The organism is Methanothrix sp. (genome assembly GCA_029907715.1).
Lineage (GTDB): Archaea > Halobacteriota > Methanosarcinia > Methanotrichales > Methanotrichaceae > Methanothrix_B.
The window spans coordinates 1-22,215 of record JARYLI010000014.1 but is presented as its reverse complement, the minus strand read 5'-3'; the positions used below and the strand labels follow the sequence as shown (position 1 = coordinate 22,215).

The 22,215-nt window shown below is 54.1% G+C and carries 23 protein-coding genes; 11 read left to right on the top strand and 12 right to left on the bottom strand.

The features are described from left to right. Positions 1-29: 29 nt before the first annotated feature. Both QHG98_08090 and QHG98_08085 read right to left on the bottom strand, forming a co-directional pair. The gene (locus QHG98_08090; protein MDH7597676.1) at positions 30-1,232 is read right to left on the bottom strand and encodes a hypothetical protein; all 1,203 of its coding nucleotides are present in this window, start codon (positions 1,230-1,232) and stop codon (positions 30-32) included. Further along, on the bottom strand, positions 1,211-3,331 hold the full coding sequence (locus tag QHG98_08085; protein MDH7597675.1) for an ATP-dependent DNA helicase: 2,121 nt from the start codon (positions 3,329-3,331) through the stop codon (positions 1,211-1,213). The genes QHG98_08090 and QHG98_08085 overlap by 22 nt, the downstream gene beginning before the upstream one ends. 131 nt (positions 3,332-3,462) lie before the next feature. Between QHG98_08085 and QHG98_08080 the strand changes: the two genes are divergently transcribed. Both QHG98_08080 and QHG98_08075 read left to right on the top strand, forming a co-directional pair. Then, on the top strand, positions 3,463-3,615 hold the full coding sequence (locus QHG98_08080; GenBank protein ID MDH7597674.1) for a hypothetical protein: 153 nt from the start codon (positions 3,463-3,465) through the stop codon (positions 3,613-3,615). A 309-nt stretch (positions 3,616-3,924) separates the two neighbouring features. Next, on the top strand, positions 3,925-4,176 hold the full coding sequence (locus QHG98_08075) for a hypothetical protein (protein MDH7597673.1): 252 nt from the start codon (positions 3,925-3,927) through the stop codon (positions 4,174-4,176). 32 nt (positions 4,177-4,208) lie between these two features. On the opposite strand, the gene QHG98_08070 is transcribed toward QHG98_08075, so the two are convergent. The 3 genes from QHG98_08070 to QHG98_08060 all read right to left on the bottom strand — a co-directional run bounded on the left by QHG98_08070 (position 4,209) and on the right by QHG98_08060 (position 6,543). Next, positions 4,209-4,466 (bottom strand): hypothetical protein, encoded by a 258-nt coding sequence (locus tag QHG98_08070; protein ID MDH7597672.1) that lies wholly within the window; start codon positions 4,464-4,466, stop codon positions 4,209-4,211. Between the two features lie 479 nt (positions 4,467-4,945). After that, on the bottom strand, positions 4,946-5,392 hold the full coding sequence (locus tag QHG98_08065; GenBank protein MDH7597671.1) for a hypothetical protein: 447 nt from the start codon (positions 5,390-5,392) through the stop codon (positions 4,946-4,948). Between the two features lie 1,016 nt (positions 5,393-6,408). Then, positions 6,409-6,543, bottom strand: a complete 135-nt coding sequence (locus tag QHG98_08060) for a hypothetical protein (GenBank protein MDH7597670.1) — start codon at positions 6,541-6,543, stop codon at positions 6,409-6,411. A gap of 156 nt (positions 6,544-6,699) precedes the next feature. On the opposite strand from QHG98_08060, the gene QHG98_08055 reads away from it, so the two are divergent. The 4 genes from QHG98_08055 to QHG98_08040 all read left to right on the top strand — a co-directional run bounded on the left by QHG98_08055 (position 6,700) and on the right by QHG98_08040 (position 10,017). Further along, the gene (locus QHG98_08055) at positions 6,700-7,224 is read left to right on the top strand and encodes a tRNA (cytidine(56)-2'-O)-methyltransferase (GenBank protein ID MDH7597669.1); all 525 of its coding nucleotides are present in this window, start codon (positions 6,700-6,702) and stop codon (positions 7,222-7,224) included. Between the two features lie 241 nt (positions 7,225-7,465). Next, the gene (locus tag QHG98_08050; GenBank protein ID MDH7597668.1) at positions 7,466-8,542 is read left to right on the top strand and encodes an ATP-grasp domain-containing protein; all 1,077 of its coding nucleotides are present in this window, start codon (positions 7,466-7,468) and stop codon (positions 8,540-8,542) included. Positions 8,543-9,017: 475 nt separating this feature from the next. Continuing rightward, positions 9,018-9,551, top strand: a complete 534-nt coding sequence (locus tag QHG98_08045; GenBank protein MDH7597667.1) for an FmdE family protein — start codon at positions 9,018-9,020, stop codon at positions 9,549-9,551. Between the two features lie 220 nt (positions 9,552-9,771). After that, the gene (locus tag QHG98_08040) at positions 9,772-10,017 is read left to right on the top strand and encodes a hypothetical protein (GenBank protein MDH7597666.1); all 246 of its coding nucleotides are present in this window, start codon (positions 9,772-9,774) and stop codon (positions 10,015-10,017) included. 284 nt (positions 10,018-10,301) lie between these two features. Here the strand turns inward: QHG98_08040 and QHG98_08035 are convergent, their stop codons facing one another. Then, positions 10,302-11,489, bottom strand: a complete 1,188-nt coding sequence (locus QHG98_08035; GenBank protein ID MDH7597665.1) for an HD domain-containing protein — start codon at positions 11,487-11,489, stop codon at positions 10,302-10,304. Between the two features lie 50 nt (positions 11,490-11,539). Here QHG98_08035 and QHG98_08030 point away from each other — a divergent pair, with 50 nt between their 5' ends. Both QHG98_08030 and QHG98_08025 read left to right on the top strand, forming a co-directional pair. Beyond that, entirely contained in the window at positions 11,540-12,100 is a 561-nt protein-coding gene (locus QHG98_08030) for a hypothetical protein (protein MDH7597664.1), read from the top strand. Between the two features lie 104 nt (positions 12,101-12,204). Next, positions 12,205-13,515, top strand: a complete 1,311-nt coding sequence (locus QHG98_08025; protein ID MDH7597663.1) for a matrixin family metalloprotease — start codon at positions 12,205-12,207, stop codon at positions 13,513-13,515. A 78-nt stretch (positions 13,516-13,593) separates the two neighbouring features. Here the strand turns inward: QHG98_08025 and arcS are convergent, their stop codons facing one another. Together arcS and tgtA are read right to left on the bottom strand one after the other, a co-directional pair. Next, positions 13,594-15,300, bottom strand: coding sequence for an archaeosine synthase subunit alpha (gene arcS, locus QHG98_08020; GenBank protein MDH7597662.1), 1,707 nt, complete (start codon positions 15,298-15,300; stop codon positions 13,594-13,596). Next, complete coding sequence (tgtA, locus tag QHG98_08015) at positions 15,287-16,717, bottom strand: tRNA guanosine(15) transglycosylase TgtA (protein MDH7597661.1); 1,431 nt, start codon at positions 16,715-16,717, stop codon at positions 15,287-15,289. Before tgtA ends, arcS begins: the two co-directional genes overlap by 14 nt. Before the next feature lie 143 nt (positions 16,718-16,860). Between tgtA and QHG98_08010 the strand changes: the two genes are divergently transcribed. After that, complete coding sequence (locus tag QHG98_08010; protein MDH7597660.1) at positions 16,861-17,289, top strand: hypothetical protein; 429 nt, start codon at positions 16,861-16,863, stop codon at positions 17,287-17,289. 158 nt (positions 17,290-17,447) lie between these two features. Here QHG98_08010 and QHG98_08005 read toward each other — a convergent pair whose 3' ends face one another. The 3 genes from QHG98_08005 to albA form a co-directional block, all read right to left on the bottom strand. Next, positions 17,448-17,942, bottom strand: a complete 495-nt coding sequence (locus QHG98_08005; GenBank protein MDH7597659.1) for an HIT domain-containing protein — start codon at positions 17,940-17,942, stop codon at positions 17,448-17,450. Between the two features lie 69 nt (positions 17,943-18,011). After that, positions 18,012-18,671: a phosphoribosylglycinamide formyltransferase gene (gene purN, locus QHG98_08000; GenBank protein MDH7597658.1), complete on the bottom strand. Its 660-nt coding sequence runs from the start codon at positions 18,669-18,671 to the stop codon at positions 18,012-18,014. Further along, positions 18,661-18,930, bottom strand: coding sequence for a DNA-binding protein Alba (gene albA / locus QHG98_07995; GenBank protein MDH7597657.1), 270 nt, complete (start codon positions 18,928-18,930; stop codon positions 18,661-18,663). The genes purN and albA overlap by 11 nt, the downstream gene beginning before the upstream one ends. A gap of 407 nt (positions 18,931-19,337) precedes the next feature. Here albA and QHG98_07990 point away from each other — a divergent pair, with 407 nt between their 5' ends. After that, entirely contained in the window at positions 19,338-19,949 is a 612-nt protein-coding gene (locus QHG98_07990; GenBank protein MDH7597656.1) for a tetrahydromethanopterin S-methyltransferase subunit A, read from the top strand. Between the two features lie 14 nt (positions 19,950-19,963). Then, positions 19,964-20,872, top strand: a complete 909-nt coding sequence (gene mtrH / locus QHG98_07985; protein MDH7597655.1) for a tetrahydromethanopterin S-methyltransferase subunit H — start codon at positions 19,964-19,966, stop codon at positions 20,870-20,872. A gap of 255 nt (positions 20,873-21,127) precedes the next feature. Here the strand turns inward: mtrH and QHG98_07980 are convergent, their stop codons facing one another. Continuing rightward, complete coding sequence (locus QHG98_07980) at positions 21,128-21,829, bottom strand: SIMPL domain-containing protein (protein ID MDH7597654.1); 702 nt, start codon at positions 21,827-21,829, stop codon at positions 21,128-21,130. Positions 21,830-22,215: the final 386 nt, after the last annotated feature.

The following is a 22,215-nucleotide window of genomic DNA, read 5'->3' as shown; positions in this document are numbered from 1 at the left end:
GACAAGACCACGGGCATCTACAGCCTCCTCTATGCGCCACCCCTCCTCTTTCTGATGATGAAAATGATGGATGCTACAGCAACGATAGGGAGCGCGGCAGCCCAGAGGAAGACGCGCCTCTGGAGATCGATCGTGATGTACACATTCTCAGAGTCGCTCAGGTTGTCCCTGTAGGTGTCGGAGAACTCGAAGAGAATCCTGAGCAGGTAAAGCTTGCCTGGAACTGCGTCCTTTGAGACATCCAGCTTGTAGACCAGCTCTGCGCTCTCACCGGGCTCCAGTCGTGGTAGTGGCGACTCATCCACGCTCACATAGATCCCGCTCTCAGGCCTGAGCCTGGCGACCAGATCCCTGGCTGTATCTGTCCCCACGTTCTTTACGGATATCCTCACGACATTATCACTGGAGCCGGCAGCAAGCCTCTCCGGTTTCACTCCCAGAACTTCAAACTCCACATCGCTTCTTCGCTCAACCCTGAGCTCCAGTGGCACCACCTGGGCTATTCTATCGTACCAGTAATACACATCCGGGCTCTCAGGATGATCCTCGTCGCTCTTAACAGCAACATCTCTCTGATATGTGCAGTTGATCAGCGCATAAATCCTGTATCTCCCAGGACGTGTGTTTTTGTATATCTCAACAGGGAACTCAAGCGGCGCTGAGGTCTGACCCTCACGGATGCTCCCCGGATAGGCCACAGCGCGCCTGACATCTATTGCGCTCCTGTTCTCTGCGACCAGCTCTACAGAGACGTCCTGTGCTGTGGTCCTCTGCCTCTCCAGCTCAAGCTCCCGCTGCGCCGCTAGGATCTCATCCCTCCTGTCCGACGCTGGCTCACTGTTCACCTTTATGGCGGTGACCCTCCCGCGATTGGTCAGGGTCAGAAAAATTGATGTCTGCTCCCCCTGATATACGGACGATCTCTCCAGTGAGACTGTGAGATCCGGCACTCCATATACCTTGTAGTAATCATCCCCAAACATCTCCGGAGGCACCGGAGCGCCGGTATCGAGCGCGGTGGATGTGTAAGAGCATGCGAGCAGAACACAGATCATGTAGACGAGAAACAGTAATCTGGGACGGTCCGATGCAGTTGCTGCATGGCGCCCGAATATCCCGCAGGAGTGTAGTGACAGATCGATGGATGACATCGGAAAGACGATACCGGTTTTCAGGGCGCAGCACACGATTCGCGATCGCTCAGCAGCTCTCAGTGTGAAGCCTCCCTCCATTCCCTCAGTTTCTCTCTTATCAGAAGTCTGCACCTCTCAGGATCTGCCATCACCATCTCACTCTGAACCCACTCTGGCAGATACATCCTGACACCCCCCAGACCCCTTGACGCGAACCTGCTGTCGCACAGGAGTATGACTCCCCTCTCGCTCTCCGCCCTTATGACCCTGCCAGCCGCCTGGAGACCACGATTGATCGCTGGAAGGGTGTATGCTATCAGCGTGCCCCGCTTTTTCCCGTACTTTTGAGTGTAGTAGGAGATGACCTCCTTCTGGATCTCATCGAAGACCGAGAGGGGAAGACCGACAACAGCCACCCCGTTGAGAGCCTCACCCTTGTAGTCTATTCCCTCTGCGAGCTTTCCTCCAGAGACCCCGAGCAGCACAGCGCCATTGCTCCTGCCTGCCCTGAAGAACTCCTCCAGGATCTGAGGGACATCCTCTGCAGATCTGGGCTCTGTGAACACCCGCTTGCCTGCGCCTCGTGCGAATCTGGTGCATGCATCCCGGTACGAGGCCATCATCGGGTATGAGGTGAAGAACACTGCGACGTTTCCAGGCACCTCCTCTATCAGGGCGCTGATATAGCCGGATATCAGATTCCTGTTCTCTGGATTCTCCCTAGCGCTGAGCTGCGTTGTCGCCCTCTCCGCTGCTATGATCAGGCGGTTGCTCTGGGGGAATGGATTTGGGAGGGAGATCTTTCTGGCTCTGCCTGGCTCGCCCAGACAGTACAGCTCGTATGCATCGATCGGCGAGAGGGTGCCGCTGAGCATCAGGGTTGCGTTGACGTTATCGACAACCCTTCTTATCACAGGAGCTGGATCGATCTTAGTAACCTCCAGGCGAGTCCATCTCCTCTCCCCTGACGATGTCGTCACGATCTTTCTCTGGTACGACGGGTCGTGCTCAGCCTCCTCGACCTCTCTGAGGAAGAGAACCATTGTGGCGAGGCTGGGCTGGATATCCCCGTAGAGCGTTTCGTGATCGCTCTCTGCAAGCTTCATCTCCGCGATCGCAACCGCTACATTGCTCAGATAGGAGAGAGCGAGATCTATATCGTCGATGCCATCGTACACGTACTGCCTGAAGAGCTCGCCATCGAGAAGAGTCTCCCCATCCTTCGATCTGGCTTCCCTCGCGGCCATGAACCTCCGGATTCTTGGTATGAGATGCCTGGCAGTCTTCAGGCCCTCCCTGCGCCAGTCGTGGTGCTCCTCTCCAAGCTTCGCCTGGCCCAGCGCCTTCTCGAATCTGTCGATCTCGCGCTCTGCCAGCTCAAGGATCCTAGGCGTGAGCACCCTGGTGTTCATCTCCCTAACAGAGTCGCCGAGGTTGTGGGCCTCGTCCACTATCACCGTCATGCGGTCTGCCTCAAGACCGAGCCACTGGATTATGGCGTCCTGAAAATCCGGGCTGAAGAGGTGATGGTAGTTCAGGATGATGATGTCACTGCTCTTCGCATGAAGCGACATCACCTCATACGGGCAGACGCCTCTACAGGTCTTCTCGAGGGCATCAACAGGGACGATCCTCCTGCTCATCCTCTCTGCAGCATCCACTGCAGCTGAGGAAGACCTGAAGTACACCTTTCCGTTGATCTCGAACGCCTCTTTGCTTCTCAGGTAATGAGGGCAGACGGTTCTCTCCCCAGGAGGCTCATCAGGTATCCCGTCCCTGGCTGGATCGTACACATCGTTGTAACCCTTCTCGATCTGCGATGCCATGTAGTTCTTCGATCCCTCTCTGAGCCTCATGCACGCGAAGTAAATGCTCTCCCCCCAGATCTCAGATGCAAGCGGGCATGCCTTCTGCTTTCCTATCAGGTAGGAGACGGTGGGTCTGTGTCTTGTGTTCGACCAGATCCTGCTAATTTCATCAAGATAAACCCCTATCTGGCTCACGGTCCTGACTGCCACTACGATCTTTCCAGGGGCAGCTGCAAGTGCCGCTGATATGCAGCTCGTCTTTCCTGAGCCTGTGGGCGCATCTATCATCAGAACGCCGTGGTCGCCTGTGGAGACCACCTCGTAGACGGCATCGAGCATCTTGTCCTGATGCGGGCGCAGCGATGGATAGGGGATGTAGTCGAGATACACAGCCTCACTGTGGATCTTCCTGAAGATAAAAGCTTGGCTGCATGGGTTCTGCTGGGCATGCTCGAGACTGTGGCTGGCAGCACAGCGGAACCGCGCACGCTCACGGCGCAAAGTACTGGAAAGCTTAATAAATGTTAGTGGAATTAACAATAAATGGTGGAAAAATGACCCATCACGAGAAGAAGGAAGAGGAGAAGAAGGAAGAGGGCGCCAAGGTTGAGCCTGTAAAGCCTGGCGAGAAGCGTGGCGGCAAGAAGAAGGGGCTCCTCGACACGTGCGTATGAGCAGAACCCTACCCCCTCGAGGGTAGGGGCTGATTGTTTCTTTGAGTTCTCCATCCCGTGGATGAGGGGGTTTGTCTATCGGCCTGTCAGGGGCTTCATGGATCCTGGTTTTCTGCGATTTTTGTGGCTGCTTTGAACCAGCAGTGGGATTGTCTCTCCCTCTGCTGTCCGGTCATTTCCTGCATATTATAAGAGACAAGTCATATATTTATTAATATCAAATTACACAATATATATTATTGCTCCGTGATGCAGATGCAAGCTGATAGGAAGGATAATAACTAACAGCTCGATCTGAAGAAGGAATGTATGCCAGAGGTGGGTGCATCTCCGGGGAGGAGTGCGGGAAGAGAAGCGTATGAGCGATTCTGTAAAAGAGATTTCCATAATCATGATGGACCTGTCCGAATAACATTATTACCTCCTTGCGACGTTATAGTAGAACATAAACATTTTACAGAAGTTGTTCCAGCATTCTATGGCTCTTGTCCATCGCAGGCTTCCAGGTTTCTTATCCTTGCGTTTGAAGTTCACGGTTATGGAGCAGAGCTCTTTGCTTGAAGGAGGAGAATACAGACTCAACGAGGCTTCGGTCACTCTCGACTGTCGTCGAGAGGCTTCAACAAAGTTGAAGCCCCAAAAGATTCGTATCTGACTTTTACGCCAGGCCGGCAGAGTGCGTCTCTGTACCATGGTCCTTTGTCCAGAACGATCTCCTCCGGCTTACACATGCTCAGGACTCTTTTCAAGAATGCATGAGATGTCATGCTGTTTCTTGCTGAGTACACTCTTAGATGGATTATTTTGTTCCTTTGAAGGTGCTCATCAAACAACACACCATCAATCGCCAAACTTGTATCGACTCCTGCCTGATCTAAAAAAATATTATATCAGCAAATTATTATTACTGAAATCCAAACACGACCATACCATATGACCAACCACAAACCTAAGAGAATCCCTAAAAACCTGCTTTTTGATATAAAATAGTATCTATACAGTTACTTAGCGACATGGGCAGATCGCAGAAAAGGAGGTTAATAGGAATACTCCTATAGTATTCCGTATAAGTTGATATAATATTGCACGTCACATAAAATCATCTATAAAGTATGACACATCCATTAGATTTTAAATGGATTTACATGAAGTGACGCAAAGGACTATAAACCAATCCTTAACCGATGACGTATGTAGCGGATTCACTTGATCATTAACTCAAGTACGCTCACAATATCGAGCAAATACCATGTCCCTAAGTTGCCAAGCATATAAGAGCGAATCGGGCTTCGAAGTTTGCTCGAATCGACAGAATATGGACTCTAAGCATCTAAAGCTTTGACGCGGATTGTTTCTTTCTGGAGTAAGCCGCGCCTTCCACAGATGCTGTCGAAAGCAGACGGTACTCCCTGTTGTTTCTGTTCCCCCTCCTGTCGAGAATACCATCCTGGTGCATCCTGGAGAGGTAGGTCGAGACCGTGCTCAGCTTGATATCGTCACGAACAGTCTCATACCTCTCTCTGAGCTGCTGGGATGTGAACCACTGATCGCGGAATTCATATTTTATAAACTCGGCCAGGCTGTCCATCAGCGTCTTCGGCTGTTCTTCAGCAACCGGCCGCGCGCTCTCTGAGATCACGCCGGAGATGTTCAGAATATCCACAATCTTATCCGCGAGCATCTCACGTAATGCCGCCACATCCATGCACTTCTTGTCGAACTCAAACGACATGTTGGCCTTGAGACCATTATCGTCGATCTCTATTGCGATTTTCACAGACAGACCTCACATGTGGATCTGGAGTGCATGTATCATCTGACGGGGCCTCTCCCTGTTACATACACTTCGATAATTCACAATGTGGTCTGGATTAACCTGTATATTATACTTCGCTGCATTCTCAAGATCGACTGGTATTGTGAACAGCTTGATGCGGCCTCTCATCGAGATCCAAGCCCCCGTCTATCTTCATCCGATAAATACACATGCTCAAGACTGTTTCTTAACTCAGATACGTATCTGAAGTACCTCACCGGATGCCCTTCCCATCCGGATTGGATCGGCTGCAGTGTATACTGCAGCACGAGGTCGCTTTCCCGTTGTCCGCCCCCTTCAAAGCGGACATTCATTGCTACTCCCTTCCGCATACAAAGCAGACCTTCAGGCTCCCTTCTTCCAGAAAGTCCAATCTACAATAATTAATCGTGCACCTCCCCAGGTTGCTACCCCTTTTATGCCCGGTGATGGCATTCAGATCGAATGCGATCACGCTCATCAGGCAGTATTTTAGTCCCTTCTTAACACTCAAACATCATGGCACTATGGTATATAAAGTTTACGAGAGTGCTAAGCTGTATATACAAGATAAAAACAGTTTTAAATCGGTATTTTTTGTATTCAGAGGCTTAAAATTCCTATTAGTAGTCTTAATAGTATTCACAGGTCCGATCCAATGTAGATTCATTCATTCACTCCCAGCCTGGTGTGAATCGACACCTGTGAAACGCATGTGTTTTCGCGAACATTCGCCCCAAAAAGGCTTCGCGACAGATGTGTGGATTCACCCGCATGGATGTTAAATGGAGCGGCATGCCTTATGCGCGGTCCCCACGCTGAGAAATGTCTATAAAAATAGTTTTTTCCAGTCCTTCTTCCTCTGGCGCACCTCTTACACACGCCCAGCTCAGGGACGAAGCAATCAATACAGAAGAGACCGCCACAAAGCTGGCATGTGTAGAGCTTTGCAGCCCTGCCACATCCGGCACATATTCCAAAAAGCTCCATAATTCATATCACGACGCCTGATCAGGGGTGTAATACTCCTCCACAAGCCACTCGCTGATCTCCTTGAGATACCTGCGCCTCCGCTCATCCTCAAGAATGGCCAGGTAGATCTCAGGCAAATCCTCGTCAAGATCTTCGTACATCTTTATTTACTTGGCTGGTGGACCATTTAAAGCTGTCGAGCGCATGGAAACCGTCGCGAATGCCGGATGGATGCCAATGCAAAGCCTGACCACTCCATGCATGGGGTCATCTCCGTACCCCAACCTCTATAAACCCGATCCTAGGATGGTGGGATCATGCGAATAACCGTCCTCCGTCTGGGGCACCGCCCTGAGAGGGACAAAAGGATAACGACACATGTGGGGCTGGTGGCGAGGGCGTTCGGTGCCGATGAGATTCTCATAGATGGAAGAGATGAGGGCGTTGTTGAGAGCCTCAGAGACGTTGTGAATCGATGGGGAGGATCATTCAGTGTTGCAGACGGCATCGTCTGGAGGGATGAGCTGAGAAGGTTCAGGGATTCCGGGGGAAAGATAGTTCACCTCACGATGTATGGAAGCAGGATCGATGATGTGATCGGGGAGATAAGATCCTGTGAACGAATAATGGTCGTGGTTGGCGCTGAGAAGGTCCCGCCTGATGTTTACAGCATGGCGGACTGGAACGTGGCGATAGGAAACCAGCCGCACTCTGAGGTCGCAGCCCTTGCAGTATTTCTGGATCGTCTGTTCATGGGCAGGGAGCTGAACAGGGATTTCGGGGGAAGGCTGGAGGTCATACCGGCTGCCAGAGGGAAGGTGGTTCTCGAGAGGAGGTCGTGAAAATCACCTCGCACTTCTCCTCGCTCTTATGTGTTCGCCAAGCTGGAGGCCGTGCAGTGCGGCTGCTGGAAGCGCCCATTCGTTCACCAGGAACTCATAGAGGCGGTGCCGCTCCTGTCAGGCTCTCAGAATGGGCAGGAGCAAATCGATGTGATCAGCATCCCTTTCCAGCCTGCCTGTCTGAAGGATGAGGCCTCCGCCACCCGCTGTATCTGATGTAAAGGAGAATCCGGAGGATCTGATGCGAATACTGGTGATTGGTCAGAGCGTGCGGAACATCGCCATCTCTGCCTTCAGGGCAGGATACTCCGTGGTCGCTGCCGACTGCTACTGCGATCTCGATCTCGTTGAGGCTGTGGAGGCTCACAGGCTCCATATCGAGGATCTACTCGATGCTGAGAGGATAAATGCGATCATCGAGAGCGTCGATCCAGATGCCGTGGTCCTGGGACCGGGCGTTGAGACCGTACGCATAAATGGGTACAGTGTGATGAACAACAGCCCGGACCGGATTCTGAGGGTCTCGGATAAGCTCTGGCTTGCGAGATGGCTTGAGGAGAGGGGGTATCCGCACCCAGACACATGGGATGGGGATCCACCAGACGATCGCAGGATGATGCTGAAGCCGAGGATCGGCGCCGGTGGCTGCGGGTGCAGGATCTTTGATGGAGGCGCAGTTCCCCCTGGTTACATCGTCCAGGAGTTCGTCGAGGGGGTTCCTGCAAGCGCCTCTGTGATATGCGACGGCTCGGATGCCAGAACAATCGCTGTCAATGAGCAGCTCTCAGGAGCAGCATGGCTGAACGCGGATGGTTTCAGATACTGCGGAAACATAACGCCGCTGGATGTGGAGGAGAATACGAGAGGGCGAATCGCCCGCATCGCAGAGGAGATCGTCGCAGGGCTCGGGCTCGTCGGCTCGAACGGCGTCGACTTCATTCTCACAGAAAATGACGCTGTGGTCATCGAGGTTAACCCGCGCTTCCAGGGCAGTCTTGATTCCGTGGAGCTCTCAACAGGGATCTCAGTGTTCCAGGCGCATCTCAACGCCTTTGATGGGCGTTTACCTGAGGTGAAGAGAGAGACGCGCTTCGCAGGCAGGGCTGTCCTCTACTCCAGCGAGCTCATCCGTATAGATTGCGATCTCAGAAGGATAACACCATGCATAGCGGATGTCCCCCCACCAGGATCGGTGATCGGGACGGGGGAACCTGTGCTCTCGATTCTCGCAACAGGCTCCGGTAGGGATGAAGTTATGAGCTGTCTGAAAGAGAGAAGAGATGCGCTCGTTCAGGGCATTCAGCGTAATGTCTCCTGAAGATATGGTTGCGGCTCGAATCGCCGAAGAGATCTTCCGGATCAGGACCATCTCACAGAGGAGGTCTGCCGGGTTGCATTCAATGGATCTCGTGATGTGATAAGCCACCTTCGGATGGTTGAGTATTCCTATTAACCCCCTTTTCTGCGATCTGCCCATGTCGCTAAGTAATTGTATAGATGCTATTTAATATCAAAAAAACAGGTTTTAGTGATTCTCGGTTGTATGGACCAGGCTCTCAGGTTGCATTCAATGGACCTCGTAATTTGATACGCTACCGTGATCCACCCAAGCGATAGCATCGCGATCTCAAAACGACTTCTCATATCTTTGCTTGTCCCATAGCTGCGCCTGCAGCTTCACACAGCATATCCCATTCTTCATATCCACATTTCTCCGATGAGCTCAACGTCTGCGCTCAGCTCTCGAAGTGCCATCGCCAGATTGAAGTCATGGATGTGATCAGTTAACACCCATGGAAGATGATTTAAAAAGAGCGGTCGAGTTTCACGGCCATATGTGCCCGGGTCTCGCGATCGGCTACAGGGTGGCGAAATATGTGATGAACCACTATCGCAGATCCGAGGACGAGGAGCTCGTGGCGGTTGTCGAGAACAACTCATGCAGCGTCGATGCAATTCAGGAGATGCTGGGATGCACCTTCGGCAAGGGAAACCTGATATTCGTCGATAACGGCAAGCAGGTCTTCACATTCTACCACAGGGGCGACGGGAAGGCCATAAGGATCTACTTCAGGGATGAGATCCTGCAGGAGATATTCAGCACGGGAAGAGGTGAGGAGGCGAGATCGAAGGCCATGGAAGCGATACTGAGCGCTCCTGAGGAGAACATACTCTCAGTGAGAGAGGTGGATATCCCCGAGCCTCCGAGAGCAAGGATTTATCCCTCCATAAGGTGTCAGGAGTGCGGCGAGAGCTTCATGGAGATCAGGGGCAGGGTTGTGAACGGCAAGATCGTGTGTAAGGAGTGTTTCTCCCGGCTGACATGATCCCGTGAAACACATCCACGCGATGACAGCTCTGCTGGCTCCACCGGTCCTGTTCGAGCAGTTCCGTCCAGCTGATCACCCTCAGCTGGCTGGCCTCCCCAACAAACCGGATCGATTCAGTTACCGTTCTCCATCCCGCCATCCATGAGATACCGTAAAAGGCCGGGCATTCGTCAGATACAAATACTATACCTCAAGAGGCTGCAGCCAAGGTGAACATATGGCAAAGCAATCGAAAGATGAGGGCATGGAGAGTATAAAGGAGAGCCTGGAGGAGATCGCATCTCTGCTCGCGGAGATCTCGGATGAGATGGCCGAGCTCAACAGCACACTCAAGTTCATAGGGATACCGCTTATCACAGACATGCTTGTTAAGTACAGGCCGGATGTCAGGGACGCGATGGAGCCGATAATCGCTGAGCTTGCAAATGGCATAAAGAGCATGACGACAGAGGAAGAGGAGTGAAAAACTCCCCGGCCTCAACCTCAGCTCCCCTTTCTGTTGTGTGCTCGCATCATCGAGATGCGCATGCAGATGCATCATGCTGCCGGTGAATACCGTTCAGCGGAGCCAGTTCAGTGAATCACGGCCACAACCTACTTTATCTGAATGTTTTGATCCGCGAATTCAGCGCCCATATCCATTTGATAACCTGCAAGATGCACTGGTCTGCTATGCGCTCGTGGAGAGCGGACGGATGCTTCCAGTGACCAGACCGCTGCCCCAAGTCGCTAAGCACATAAGAGCGTTCACAGCGAATCGAGTGTGTGCTGGACAGGGGGCTTTCTAGCCCCCAGGCAGCGCTCCGCTGCTCTTGCGACAGTTTCCCTGTGTTCTGGAAGTGTGTAGACGCCGAGCCTCCAGGTCGCCCTGTGTGCGTCCTCCAGCATCCTTATCACAGGCGAGACCTCGCGCAGCTGCAAAACATCTGTGTTGATCATCACCGGGAACCTCCCCTCCGGGACCTCAGGGACCGGCGGGCTGTCCAGGAGCACGTACCTCTGATCGACGCCAGCCTCTGATGCTATCTCCTCTGCAAGCCTCCTTTCACTTCCAGCCTTTGGCACGAACTCCAGGGACTCTGCGCCGACGTAGAGCGCCCTCTTGAAGAGCCGCCTGGTCTTGATTCGCTCTGAGATCTCAGCTGCATACCCTCCCGCGGATCTCATGGCCGCAAAGAGCTCGAAGTCATCCATTCTCAAAAGTGATGAGGGGTCATAGCGGAGATCCTCTACCATGCATCTCAGCGCACCTGCAACCATGCACTCGGAGATCCTGCATACGTGGTGCTGATACACAGTGGGCTGCATGAGCAGTCTTGAGAGCAGAAGTGACTCTGCGGCATGCACACCCCCGTAGTCGATCATGAGCCTGCCTCCTGACAGGTGCATCCTCTCCATGAGCCTGAGGTGGTCAAACACACCATAAGCGACGCCCGTGTAGTGCGCATCTCTTATGAGATAATCCATCCTGTCCACATCTATCTCGCCTGAGACTATCTTCCCCAGCTCTGTCCCGCCTTTTATGAGCCTCTGTATCTCCTCAGGCGTTATCCCGTACTCCTCAAGGCGGGTGCGGATCTCCTCAGATCTGAGCAGATCCATGATGCTCTCGTGCCCGCGGCGAAGGTACCTGGATAGTATCGGCTCAGTCACATGTGAGAGGGGACCGTGGCCGATGTCATGGAGAAGCGCCGCAGCCCTTATTTTCATCGCGTCATCATCGCTGAGCCCCAGCCGGTCGCTGAGGATCACAGCAAGATGATACGCGCCCAGGCTGTGCTCGAACCTGGAGTGAGAAGCTCCTGGATACACGAGAGACGCAAGCCCGAGCTGCCTGATCCAGCGAAGCCTCTGAAGCTGTGGGGCGTCCAGCAGCGATAGACAAAGACCATCTATCTTCACATACCCGTGAACAGGATCCCTGATCTCCACCATGCAATCACCCATGGTGCAGCTTATAAATAATAGCATCCAATGGTCAGACGATGAGTGTAAGCAGAGGTGCTGCCCTGATTGTGATGATCTTGGTCTCGGTCTTCCCCGCACAGGCAGCAGGGATCACCGGGCTCTGGGACTTCAGGTACGATGTCGCATGGTCTACCACATCTGATATGCTCGGAGGCTCGATCCTTTCCATCATTCAGAACGGTGGCGTGATAACAGGAGATGCATACATCGAGGAGCCGGAGCAGATGGAGGGGAGGATCACGGGCACATATGCCCCGCAGGGCTTCGAGATCACAGCAACAATGTACAGGAGGCGTGTTCTCATAATCTCCCTCAAAGGCAGCAGCCAGGATTCTGGGCTCCTGAGAGGCAGCTTCGTAGCAGCAGCATCAGATGGCAGAGCATGGCGGGGCAGCTTCATAGCCACGCTCACAAACCCGGATCCCCACTTCCTCGGAAACATCACATCGGTTTCAGGAAACCGTGAATCTGCGACAGAATCCAGAGAGACTGCGGTTGCTGCCAGCTCCACAAAAAGCAGGTTCTTCGAGATACACTACTCAAGGGATGAGACGATCTACCCGAGGCCTGTGATGTGATGCCCGCACAATCCCTTCAGCAGTGCAGAGAGGTTCGAAAAATGCTTTAGTATGGATGTCTGAGAGCGCTGAGTTTATATGGACATCCAATCATCTTAAAATATATGAGTGGGAGTCAGTGCAAGGGAGTCGATCTCATGAGATCTTTACCGACACTTGTTGCGCTTTTCGTGCTGCTTGCAGCTCCTGCCTGCGCGATATCGGTCTCCGTGGACACTGCCGGCAGCCATGGTGCGGCAGCAGCACATGGCACGTACAGCCTCAGTGACGATGCATCATTCGTCTCGCACAGCACGCTTGGAGATGGAACGCTTAACAGGCAGTCTGCGGCTGCTGGAACAGGCGGCAACATGATCAAAGAGGGCGTATCCAGCGGATCGGGCTCTGTGAGCAGGACAGTGGCATCTGATGGCGCGCTGGGCTATGCGGCCAGTGACGATGCCTCTGGCGGAGAGGTCGCGTCCGGAATGCAAGCATCGCTCAGCGGATCTGCAGGGATGTTCTCAACGGTCTCCAGCGGCGGCGAGAACGAGATGACAGTGGCTGGAGGATTCCTGGGAGATGGCGGGGATATGAGCGTCTCGCTCACATCCGTGGCCGCGGATCAGGCAATGACCACAGGCCAGGCCTCAGCCCTCGGAACTCAGTGCTTCAACGGCGAGCTGACCCAGGGAATACTCGGCCAGGACGCCGCTGTCAGCGTCCACGCGCTGTATGCCTCAGATGGCAGGAAGATGGGAGAGTTTGGCGTAATCGCACAGAACGCAAGAGGAAAGGTCGCAACGGATTCTGAGACTTCGGAGCCTACATACATCCTGACCGGATATCGATGGATAAACAATCCAGGTATAGATATCATAGTATCCTCCAACATCAATGATTTACCAGCCGGGATTTCTGCAGATCGTGTGAAATCGCAAATTCAAGCTGCAGAGGGTACTTGGGATGGTGCAGCTGCGGAGAACCTTTTCGACCCTGTCAACACCGCTGCAAAAGGCTTCAACCGGAATTTTGCATTGTATTCCAAGCGAGATGGCAAAAATGTGCATATGTGGACCTCCAAAGGTCTATCCACGAACACAATAGCGATGACCGTTACATGGTACACAACATCTTCTAAGGTAAAAGGTGCAGACGGTAATTCCTACAACAGAGCAGTGGAGTCCGACTGCTGGTATAACAACAGACTGAACTGGCGCATCGATACAAGCGCTGGTGGTGGAGCTGGTACCAACACCTATGACATCCAGACCATCGCCCTCCACGAGCTCGGACACACGCTGGGTCTGGCGGATCTGTACGCCTACAATAACAGAGACAAGATCATGTACGGATACAACGACGGGACCTCGCGATGGACGCTGGGCACAGGAGATATCGCAGGAATTCAGAAGCTATACGGTACCCCCTCCTAACTGAAGGGGTCCCCTTCTCTTTTCATTCTGCACGTCTCATTGTTTTACGTCTCTCATGAAACTGCTTTGTCTGCATTCTCAAACCTCCGCCCCCTCTCGCAGCTCCACCGCCACGCCGCGCCTGGAGGCGACCATCTCCCATCCGCTCATCCTGGCCCTTCCTGTCCCGAGGAAACGATCGCTCACAACGATCACCTCATCCCCGGGCCGGATCTGCTCGTCAGCCTCGACCACCCCCGGCGCAAGAACCGATCCTCTGGGGATGAAATCACCTATGCAGACGTTGTAGACGTTGAGCGGCAGCAGCCTCCGCGCCCCCTCCAGCGTGAGCGCAGGCCTGCCGTTGCTGATCGATGCGAGCGATCTCCCTGATGAATCGAAGAGCCTGTTCCCCTTAACCCTCGCGCCCTGAATTAGAGCATCTCCCGCACCGGCTCCGAAGCAGTAGTCTGCCTTCGCCCTGAACTCCTGGAGCCTGAGGTTCCAGATCGGCCTTGCATCCGTGCACGCCACCTCCAGCGCCTCTCTGAGCCTCTCAAGCTCCTCCGGCCCTGTTCCCCCACCTGTGTATACCGCGTCGATCCCGCCATCACGAAGCGCCTCGCAGAGCTCTCCTTCAAGATGCGCAACGATGCGTGAGTACCTGTGCTTCTCCAGGTACGATTTGAGGGAGTTGATGACCCACGCCCTCTCCTCTAAATCCCACACGCCTGTCACGGGCGTGTCGTAGTGCGCCGCCGGGTACACATCCTCGAGCTCCCTTGGCACTATCGCGAGCGGCGAGGTCAGGATGAGCTCGTGGACGAATCTCCGCATCCCTCCCATGACAGAGCGGAAGAGCCTGTGGCTCCTCGACTTTGAGTAGGGCTTCCGGGCAGAGCATGGAAGCAGGAGAAGAACATCGCTCTCCGGCGGCCTGTACCTGGTGAGCACTCTGCTCACGAATCGCCTGACCTCAACCCTGTGGAGCGACTCGGATGTGTTCGCATACATCACACTCCCCCTGTGCGTCGGCGTCCTGCGCTCCAGGTACCGCTCCTGCATGTCCGCCAGCCGGAGCGCCGCAGTCATCCACGGCACACACCTGACCTGGCGCTCCACGTAATCTCTCAGAGTGCCAGACCTGATGCACTCCCTGACCCACACCAGCTCCTCCTCGAGCTTCAGTATGTTGTGTGCTGCTGTCTCTCCGGAGGAGCAGTGCTCGCACCTGCACGGAATCTCAGAGATCTCATCTCTCTGGAAGACTCCATCCCTTGTATGATACCTGCCGTAGTGGCCGTCCATCTCCACCCTGACAGAGTCAACGATATCCACGCCCAGGTACACCAGCAGTGAGAGATTCGATGGGGTTGCGAGCGCAGGGGTGTAGAGCGCGGAGTCGGGGGGTATCGATTCACGTATACCTATCAGCGTATCGACCAGATCCCTCGCGCCTGCGATGGTCCCGGCCGCCCTGAGAACATACACGTCCGCATCCTTCTGAACGTCTCTCTGAACAGAGGAGATGTCTGTGACCAGAGCCCTTGGCCCCTCGATATCCATATCGATATCCTGAGCCACATCTGATGGATGCGGAAGAATGACCAGCCTCCCCTCCGGCAGGGACCCCGCCAGGGATCTCATGGCATCCCTCGCCTCGTCGAGGTTCCTGTACCTGAAGACGCTCCCAGCGCTCACATAGTCCTCTGGCGACAGGATGCAGGGCGTTGTGATGTTCCGATCGAGCACCAGCCTGCCAAGGCGCGCCGGACCGTCCCTTCTTAGGACCTCAAAGAACCGCATCCCTGCAGCCCTCCAGGCAGCTTATCTCTACATGGAACTCCGCCCCCGGGTTCTCCCTGATGAGTGATCGCAGCGTATCTAGCGCCTCCTTTACCGCACTATCATCCATCTCATCTGGCAGCTCAGCGTTCAGCGGGTACATCTCCTCCAGTCCCAGCGGGTAAGGCCCAAAAGGAGGCAGGAAACCCAGGATGTGATCATACCTGGTGCGATCCTCCTCTTCGGGATGCCTGTCCGTCACCAGGACCTTTCCCCTTAGCTCCAGCCGGCAGATCCTGTTACGGTAGCGTATGACCTCAGGCCTCCTCGCAGACTCGGTGCTGAGATAGAACAGAGTCGTTTTCGATACACGGTCAAGCCTCTCCAGATACTCCGCATATCTTGATAGGTGTTTGAAAGCCTGATACATCCTCGGATGGGATCTGCATCTTCTCTCGAGATGCTCCCAGAGTGATCCCTCGTGGATGCTCTGCCTCACAGCCCTGAGCTCCTGGAATGATGCCAAGAGGTTGTGACGGGCGAGGAGCTCCACCCTCTTTGGGTCATCGTTGAGAGATGCAGGCGTGTGTTCTCTGCACACATCGCAGGAGCACGGCAGGTACTTCAGCTCAGAAAGCCTGTATGTGCCGGTGGGTGTGAGGTACCTCCCATCACGGGCGTAAAGTGCGTATGCCGCGGAATCGAAGAGATCGCACCCCAGGGCTGCAGCAAGTGCGAAGACCATTGGATGGCCGGCGCCAAAGAGGTGCACAGGCACCCCCGGCCCCAGGCCGATCTTCGATGCGACCACAACATCGACCAGCTCCGTGAACCTGTAGCTCTCCATGAGCGGGACGACCGCGCCGATCGGGTACACGTCAAAGCCCATCCCCCTCAACCTGCGCGCAGCAGATTCTCTGAGATCGGGGTAGATGCCACCCTGCACAGGCCCTGCAATAAGGAGGTCCTCTCTCCTGTGTGCCACCGCCTCCCTGAGCCGTCTCTCTGTCTCTGCGAGCTCCCTCCCGGCCTGCTCTCTCGAAGCATCAGGAGCGGTTGGTATGTCCAGAGGTACAGAGATGTCGGAGCGGATCTCCTGCTGGAACTCGAGTATCTCAAGCGGCTCCACGTCCACATTACCGTAAACGGAGAGCTGGAATGCGCCCGAGTCTGTCATAACCGGCCCATCGAACCCGAGAAGACCATGGACCCCGCGCTCCAGCGCCGTCTCCCTGAGGATCGGGTCCTGGTGGATGATGTAGCTGTTTGTTATGATCATATCAGCACCGAGATCGACCAGCTCCTGGGGGCTCAGCAGAAGTACGTGTGGATTCACCACAGGCATGAGCGCCGGCGTCTCCACAGTGCCGTGTGGCGTGTGCAGCCTCCCTATCCTGCCAGCCAGGTCTTTGTGTAGAATCTCAAAGCAGCCCTGCATGTGCAATCGGCTCCACGGATAGACATAAATAGGTTGGGACCGATGGCGGTACAAAGCCAGATATTATGGGGGTACATCAAAATATGAGATGTATGGCATTATTACTACTGCTGTGCCTGGTTGGGGGGGCAGCTGCTGATGCCATGTCCGAGCCTCAGTACAGCAGAAACCAGCTGATCTACCTCAACGGTCCGGACACAGGCAGCTTCCAGCAGGATGTTCAGAATTACTGGAACACATATATCGAGAAGGGTACAGGCAGCACAGAGGCCAGCAAGAGCATGAGCATATGGTTCAACACATTCCCGCTCAAGTTCGAGAGCCCGGTCAAGCTTGGAGAGACGACATTCGCAATGGGCACAACCACTGCGAGAAACGTCAGCCCGACAGTCTGGACGAGCATGATGCTTGAGAGGGAGACTGTATACAAGTTCGGCCTCGATCGGAGCTCAGCATACATGCCCATCTCGCTTCCCTCCAGCTTCCAGATAGTGGAATCGGGAAGCACCTCAGCACAGGAGTCGCAGGGGCAGGTAATCACACAGAGCATAATCTCAAAATTGGGGGTGTGAGATACGCGCCCGACGGGCGCTGCTCACAATTTATGAGGCCAGCCTTCACGACCCTGACGCCAGCTGGAAGGGATCAGAGTTGGAATCCCCTGGCACTCTGATTAAGGATTTAAAGAGATCTTTTCAAATTGCGACAGCCTGACCACACAGAGCTGCTCCTACTTCTCCTGCATCATGAGTTTCAGGTTCTGCAGAAGCTTCTCGTAGGTTGCCCTGATGTGCTCAGGTATCACCCGCGTGTCAGCGAGAACGGGCATGAAGTTCGTATCGCCCTTCCATCTCGGAACGATGTGAAGGTGGATGTGCTCCGCGATGCCTGCGCCTGCCACCTCGCCCATGTTTATCCCCAAATTGAACCCATCCGGCCGCATCGTTCTCTGGAGCAGGGATACGCACAGATCAGCAAGCTCCATGAACTCCTGAAGCTCATTCCCGCTCCATCCTGATAGCGTTGATGTGTGACGGTAGGGAACAACCATCATGTGACCGTTGTTGTACGGAAAAGCATTCATTATCACAAAGTGGTTCTTTCCACGGTGAAGTATCAGGTTCTCGCGGTCCTTGTTCTCTCTGGGCTTCTCGCAGAAGATACAGCCCTTTCCCTTCTCGCTCAGTATGTAATCGATGCGCCAAGGCGCCCAAAGAACGTCCATCCGTCGCCTCCCTTTACGCCGGCTTCTATGCAGCCTAATGCCGCATCCCGCGCTCAGAAATTTTCAAGATCATGTGTTCTTGCGGTCAGATGCCTCCCTCTCAAACACCACCCTCCGCCCCTCTATCCTCGGCCTCCCCTCGAGAAACATCTTGATGGCCTTGGGATACGCCCTGTACTCCGCCCTCTGGATCCTGGCCTTGAGGCTCTCATGTGTGTCATCCGGTTTCACCGGAACCGGCACCTGGTACACGATGGGGCCATGATCGACCTCCTCATCAACGATGTGTATCGTCGTTCCGGTCCATCTCACCCCGTAATCCAGAGCCTGCTGGAAGGCATCCACTCCTCTGAATGAGGGCAGAAGCGCGGGATGTATGTTCAGAATCCTGTTCCTGTAGTGCCGCACAAACTCAGGCGACAGGATGCGCATGTAGCCTGTCAGAACCACCAGATCGACCCCTGCATCATCGAGCCTTTCGATGAGACGCCTGTCATACTCCTCTCTGGACAGGCCTTCCGGATCGATGAACTCAGCCGGAACGCCAAACTCCCTGGCTATTCTGAGAGCTCCAGCGTCCGGCTGGTTGGTCAGGACAATAACCACCTCTGCCCTCAGGTAACCTGATCTGGTGGCCTTTATTATGTACCTGAGATTCTCTCCGCGCCCTGAGGAGATAACACCAATGCGCGAAAGGGGCGTCGAGCCGGTAAAGGTATCACTTTCCAAGTACGATCTCTATCGCAGAGACGTTGGTCTCCCCTCTATCCGTGTTCAACGTCTCGGTCGATATCTTTATGTCCTTTACCACAACATCGCCCAGGAACCTGCTGCGTGAGACCTCAGCGACATCAACAGCTCTTGAGATCGCACGCCCTCTTGCCATTATCCTGACTTCCTTTGCACCGCTGTTGAACTGGGTCACTACAGCTAGTACATAGTTCATCACTGGTTTATTGCCGACGAACACCACATCATCTTCTGCCATGGTTGGTCACCACCTTGGAACTAACTTCACAGTGTTTGATGGTATCATAGCCAAGCATCTGATGCCTGACCAATCCGCTGATCCGGCGAATAGGCACTATCACTTGGCCAGGAGCCCGTCCTCGCCTGTCGCCACGGACAGAGCATCCATGGCCTGGATGATAGGACACCGCCATTCAGGATGGATCTCATGAGATATATAGACTGTGGTGTCCCGAAGGCCGGACGGAGATGTTATATCATATTATTTTCACAACCAACCAGAGCGGGACGGTGGGCTTCGATATTCAGTAGGCTCCGCTGTCGCCGTGCTTTGGATACCAGTGATGAGGGCGAATGTGAAGGTCCAGGGAGAGATCCCGGGTGTGCAGAGAACTCTCCTGTCGTGCATGCTGAGGGCGTGAGCAGATGGATGATAACTGTCATGACGACTGGCCGCCGGTTCGCGGAGATTACAGGATTGGTGACAGGGGACGGGGCGTCGCAGTGGTCACGCTCGCAAGCAGGCTGGATATCAGAGGAGCAGCCATAGTCGGGACATGCAAGACCGAGAATCTGGGGGTGGAGAAGATCGTGGCGAACATCATCTCCAACCCGAATATAAGGTATCTGATCGTGTGCGGCGCCGAGTCGCGGGGTCACCTGCCTGGCGACGCGATAGTCTCCCTTCACAGAAACGGCATTGATGAGAGCGGTAGAATCATAGGCGCCGCAGGGGCGATACCGTTCATCCAGAACCTTCAGCGTGAGGCCGTCGAGCGGTTCCGCAGGCAGATCGATGTGGTGGATATGAGAGGGGTCGAGGATGCCGCTGAGATCGAGAGGATCGTTGATCACTACAGTGGAATCGCAGAGCCATTTCCCGAGCCGCCGTTTGAGGTCGTCAAAAAAACGCACAGCTCGATGGTCCAGCCGGGGGATCTCGATATCAGCCTCGGACCGGATGTGTATCTGGATGTGGAGGCGTGGGCAGTGTTTCTGACAACGCAGAAACAGCACATGACTTCGGTGGGTGCTTGAGCAGGTGATTGAGTTTGTTCAGGTTTGCCAGGGATCAGCCGGTGATCAACATCGCTGGCCTTCGTATCGGAGGCCAGCCGGGTGAGCTTCCCACAGCTCTGGCCGGGACTGTGTTCTACCATGGCCATAACATAGTCTCCGATGAGGAGATGGGAATATTTGACGGAAGGAGGGCTGAGAAGCTTATAAACAGGCAGGCCGAGATCTCAGAGGAGACCGGAAATCCGGGAATGCTGCACATATTCGCGAGCACGCGGCGCGCTTTCGAGAGGTATCTCGATTTCATCGATCCCATCTGGAGCGGACCAGTGATAATAGACTCGTTCGATCCGAATACAAGGGCAGAAATGGCGATACATGTGACGGAGATCGGATACGCGGATCGCACAGTCTACAACAGCATAGGTCTGGCATCAACTGAGAGTGAGCTCGCCTTGCTTAAGGAATCCGATCTTGACTCGGCAATACTGCTCGCATTCAGCCCGAATGCATCGAGCGTTGAATCCAGGATGGAGCTGCTGAGCCGCGAGGGAGGTCTCCTGGCAACCGCCAGGGAGGCGGGGATCAACAACATGCTGCTGGACCCGGGCGTTGCGCCTCTTGGGAGTGGAGCTGGAGCCGCGCTGAGGTTCGCTATAGTCGCGAAGGCGAAGCTCGGCCTGCCCATCTGCTCAGGGATGCACAACGCTGCGAGCTCATGGGAGTGGCTGAGATCCAGGGATAAAGAGGTGAGGAGATCATGCGATGCATCCACAGCAGCCCTCGCAGCATCGTTCTGCGCCAGCCTCGTCCTCTACGGCCCGATCGAGAATGCCGGCATTGTGTTTCCCGCCGTCGCCATGACAGACATCATGATCTCAGAGGCGCTGGAGGAGATGGAGGTGTGGCCGGTGTGGTCACACCCCAGAAACAGAATGGTGTGAGCTGCCCACCCCCAAGGAGGCAGGCCTGCCGGGTGATCTATATCCTTTGCGTCACTTCATGTAAATCCATTTAAAATCTACTGGATGTGTCATACTTCATAGATGATTTTATGTGACGTGCAATATTATATCAACTTATACGGAATACTATAATCTGAATGGGAGCGAGCTTTCCCGGCGGCATGGCTTCCAGATCTGCCTTCTCGCTCCCGCATTCATGTCACGACAGCCCTTGATGATCTGTGAATTTCTCTCTCAGCTCACGATCTCGTAGGTGACCATGACTGTCGTCTTAACCTCAACCATGCCCGGCTCTGTGGTGCTCGGCTCTACTGATGGTCCGAAGATGCCGAAAGGTATGTCCCAGATGTAAAGCGGGCTCTCTGTGATGTCCACGATCTTTCCAAGCCTTCCGCCTGCTGCGCTGACCATCGCCTCTGCTGTCGCCCTGGCGTTTTCAACGGCCTTCTTCCTCGCCTCGTTCTTTGCAGCCGTGGCATCGCTCAGCGCATAGCCTGTCACAGCTGCGTAAGCCCCTGTGCTCTCTGCGGTCTGCTTGATGCTCTCTATTGTCCTCTGATCAGGGTTCTGCAGGCGTATCGACGCGGATACGGTCACAATGCTCTGATTCATGCAAATGCTCTCATTCGATGCGCCTCTGCTGCATACCTTTGTGCTCTGAAGCCCTGTGGAGTATCCCTGGAGTATCTCACAGTTCTCAGCACATGCGTTCCTTATAGCAGCAAGGCTGCCGTTCAGCTTCTCAGAGCTCTCTGCATACGCCTCAGTCACATTCTCATTATCGCTTGATGCCGATACCGAGATGTACACCACATCCGCAGGCACTGTCACGCTGCCCTCCCCAACAACTGTTATTGTGGGAACGTCAGCTGCAGATGCGATTGATGCAGCAGAGAGGCAGATCAACATCAGTACAGCAACTGCTTTCAAATCCATAACCAATCCCCCATCGTTAGTTAACGTAATCCATATTAAAAGAATTCGGGTCGTCTACCTACAACCTGCGGATAAACAAAGTATTTGCTCAATATCGTGAGTGTACTTGAGTTACTGATCAAGTGAAGCCGCTATCATCGGGCATAGTTGTTCATCCAGAAATCCGCCAAGAGGGCAATTTACCTCAACGTATTGAGCATGATCCATAAGTTGATATAATATTACACATTACATAAAATCATCCATGAAGTATGAAATATCTAGTGCTCCATAACAAAATGTTTTAACCATTGCGTTGATCTATCCAGGCTATGGGTAGAAAGAGAGTTCATGAAGTGAGTTTGAAAGAAGGCGAACGAGATGAGCTTGAGAGTTTCATCAGGAAG

Excerpts from the sequence above, each read along its gene's own strand:
- QHG98_08080 (MDH7597674.1), top strand. The coding sequence starts at position 3,463 with ATGTTAGTGGAATTAACAATAAATGGTGGAAAAATGACCCATCACGAG.
- QHG98_08050 (MDH7597668.1), top strand. The coding sequence starts at position 7,466 with ATGCGAATACTGGTGATTGGTCAGAGCGTGCGGAACATCGCCATCTCT.
- QHG98_08005 (MDH7597659.1), bottom strand. The coding sequence starts at position 17,942 with ATGGACGTTCTTTGGGCGCCTTGGCGCATCGATTACATACTGAGCGAG.
- QHG98_08075 (MDH7597673.1), top strand. The coding sequence starts at position 3,925 with ATGCCAGAGGTGGGTGCATCTCCGGGGAGGAGTGCGGGAAGAGAAGCG.
- QHG98_08010 (MDH7597660.1), top strand. The coding sequence starts at position 16,861 with ATGTCCGAGCCTCAGTACAGCAGAAACCAGCTGATCTACCTCAACGGT.
- albA (MDH7597657.1), bottom strand. The coding sequence starts at position 18,930 with ATGGCAGAAGATGATGTGGTGTTCGTCGGCAATAAACCAGTGATGAAC.
- QHG98_08045 (MDH7597667.1), top strand. The coding sequence starts at position 9,018 with ATGGAAGATGATTTAAAAAGAGCGGTCGAGTTTCACGGCCATATGTGC.
- QHG98_08060 (MDH7597670.1), bottom strand. The coding sequence starts at position 6,543 with ATGTACGAAGATCTTGACGAGGATTTGCCTGAGATCTACCTGGCCATT.
- arcS (MDH7597662.1), bottom strand. The coding sequence starts at position 15,300 with ATGCGGTTCTTTGAGGTCCTAAGAAGGGACGGTCCGGCGCGCCTTGGC.
- QHG98_08055 (MDH7597669.1), top strand. The coding sequence starts at position 6,700 with ATGCGAATAACCGTCCTCCGTCTGGGGCACCGCCCTGAGAGGGACAAA.
- QHG98_08090 (MDH7597676.1), bottom strand. The coding sequence starts at position 1,232 with ATGGAGGGAGGCTTCACACTGAGAGCTGCTGAGCGATCGCGAATCGTG.
- QHG98_07980 (MDH7597654.1), bottom strand. The coding sequence starts at position 21,829 with ATGGATTTGAAAGCAGTTGCTGTACTGATGTTGATCTGCCTCTCTGCT.
- tgtA (MDH7597661.1), bottom strand. The coding sequence starts at position 16,717 with ATGCAGGGCTGCTTTGAGATTCTACACAAAGACCTGGCTGGCAGGATA.
- QHG98_08030 (MDH7597664.1), top strand. The coding sequence starts at position 11,540 with ATGAGTGTAAGCAGAGGTGCTGCCCTGATTGTGATGATCTTGGTCTCG.
- QHG98_08025 (MDH7597663.1), top strand. The coding sequence starts at position 12,205 with ATGAGTGGGAGTCAGTGCAAGGGAGTCGATCTCATGAGATCTTTACCG.
- QHG98_08035 (MDH7597665.1), bottom strand. The coding sequence starts at position 11,489 with ATGGTGGAGATCAGGGATCCTGTTCACGGGTATGTGAAGATAGATGGT.
- QHG98_07990 (MDH7597656.1), top strand. The coding sequence starts at position 19,338 with ATGGATGATAACTGTCATGACGACTGGCCGCCGGTTCGCGGAGATTAC.
- QHG98_08040 (MDH7597666.1), top strand. The coding sequence starts at position 9,772 with ATGGCAAAGCAATCGAAAGATGAGGGCATGGAGAGTATAAAGGAGAGC.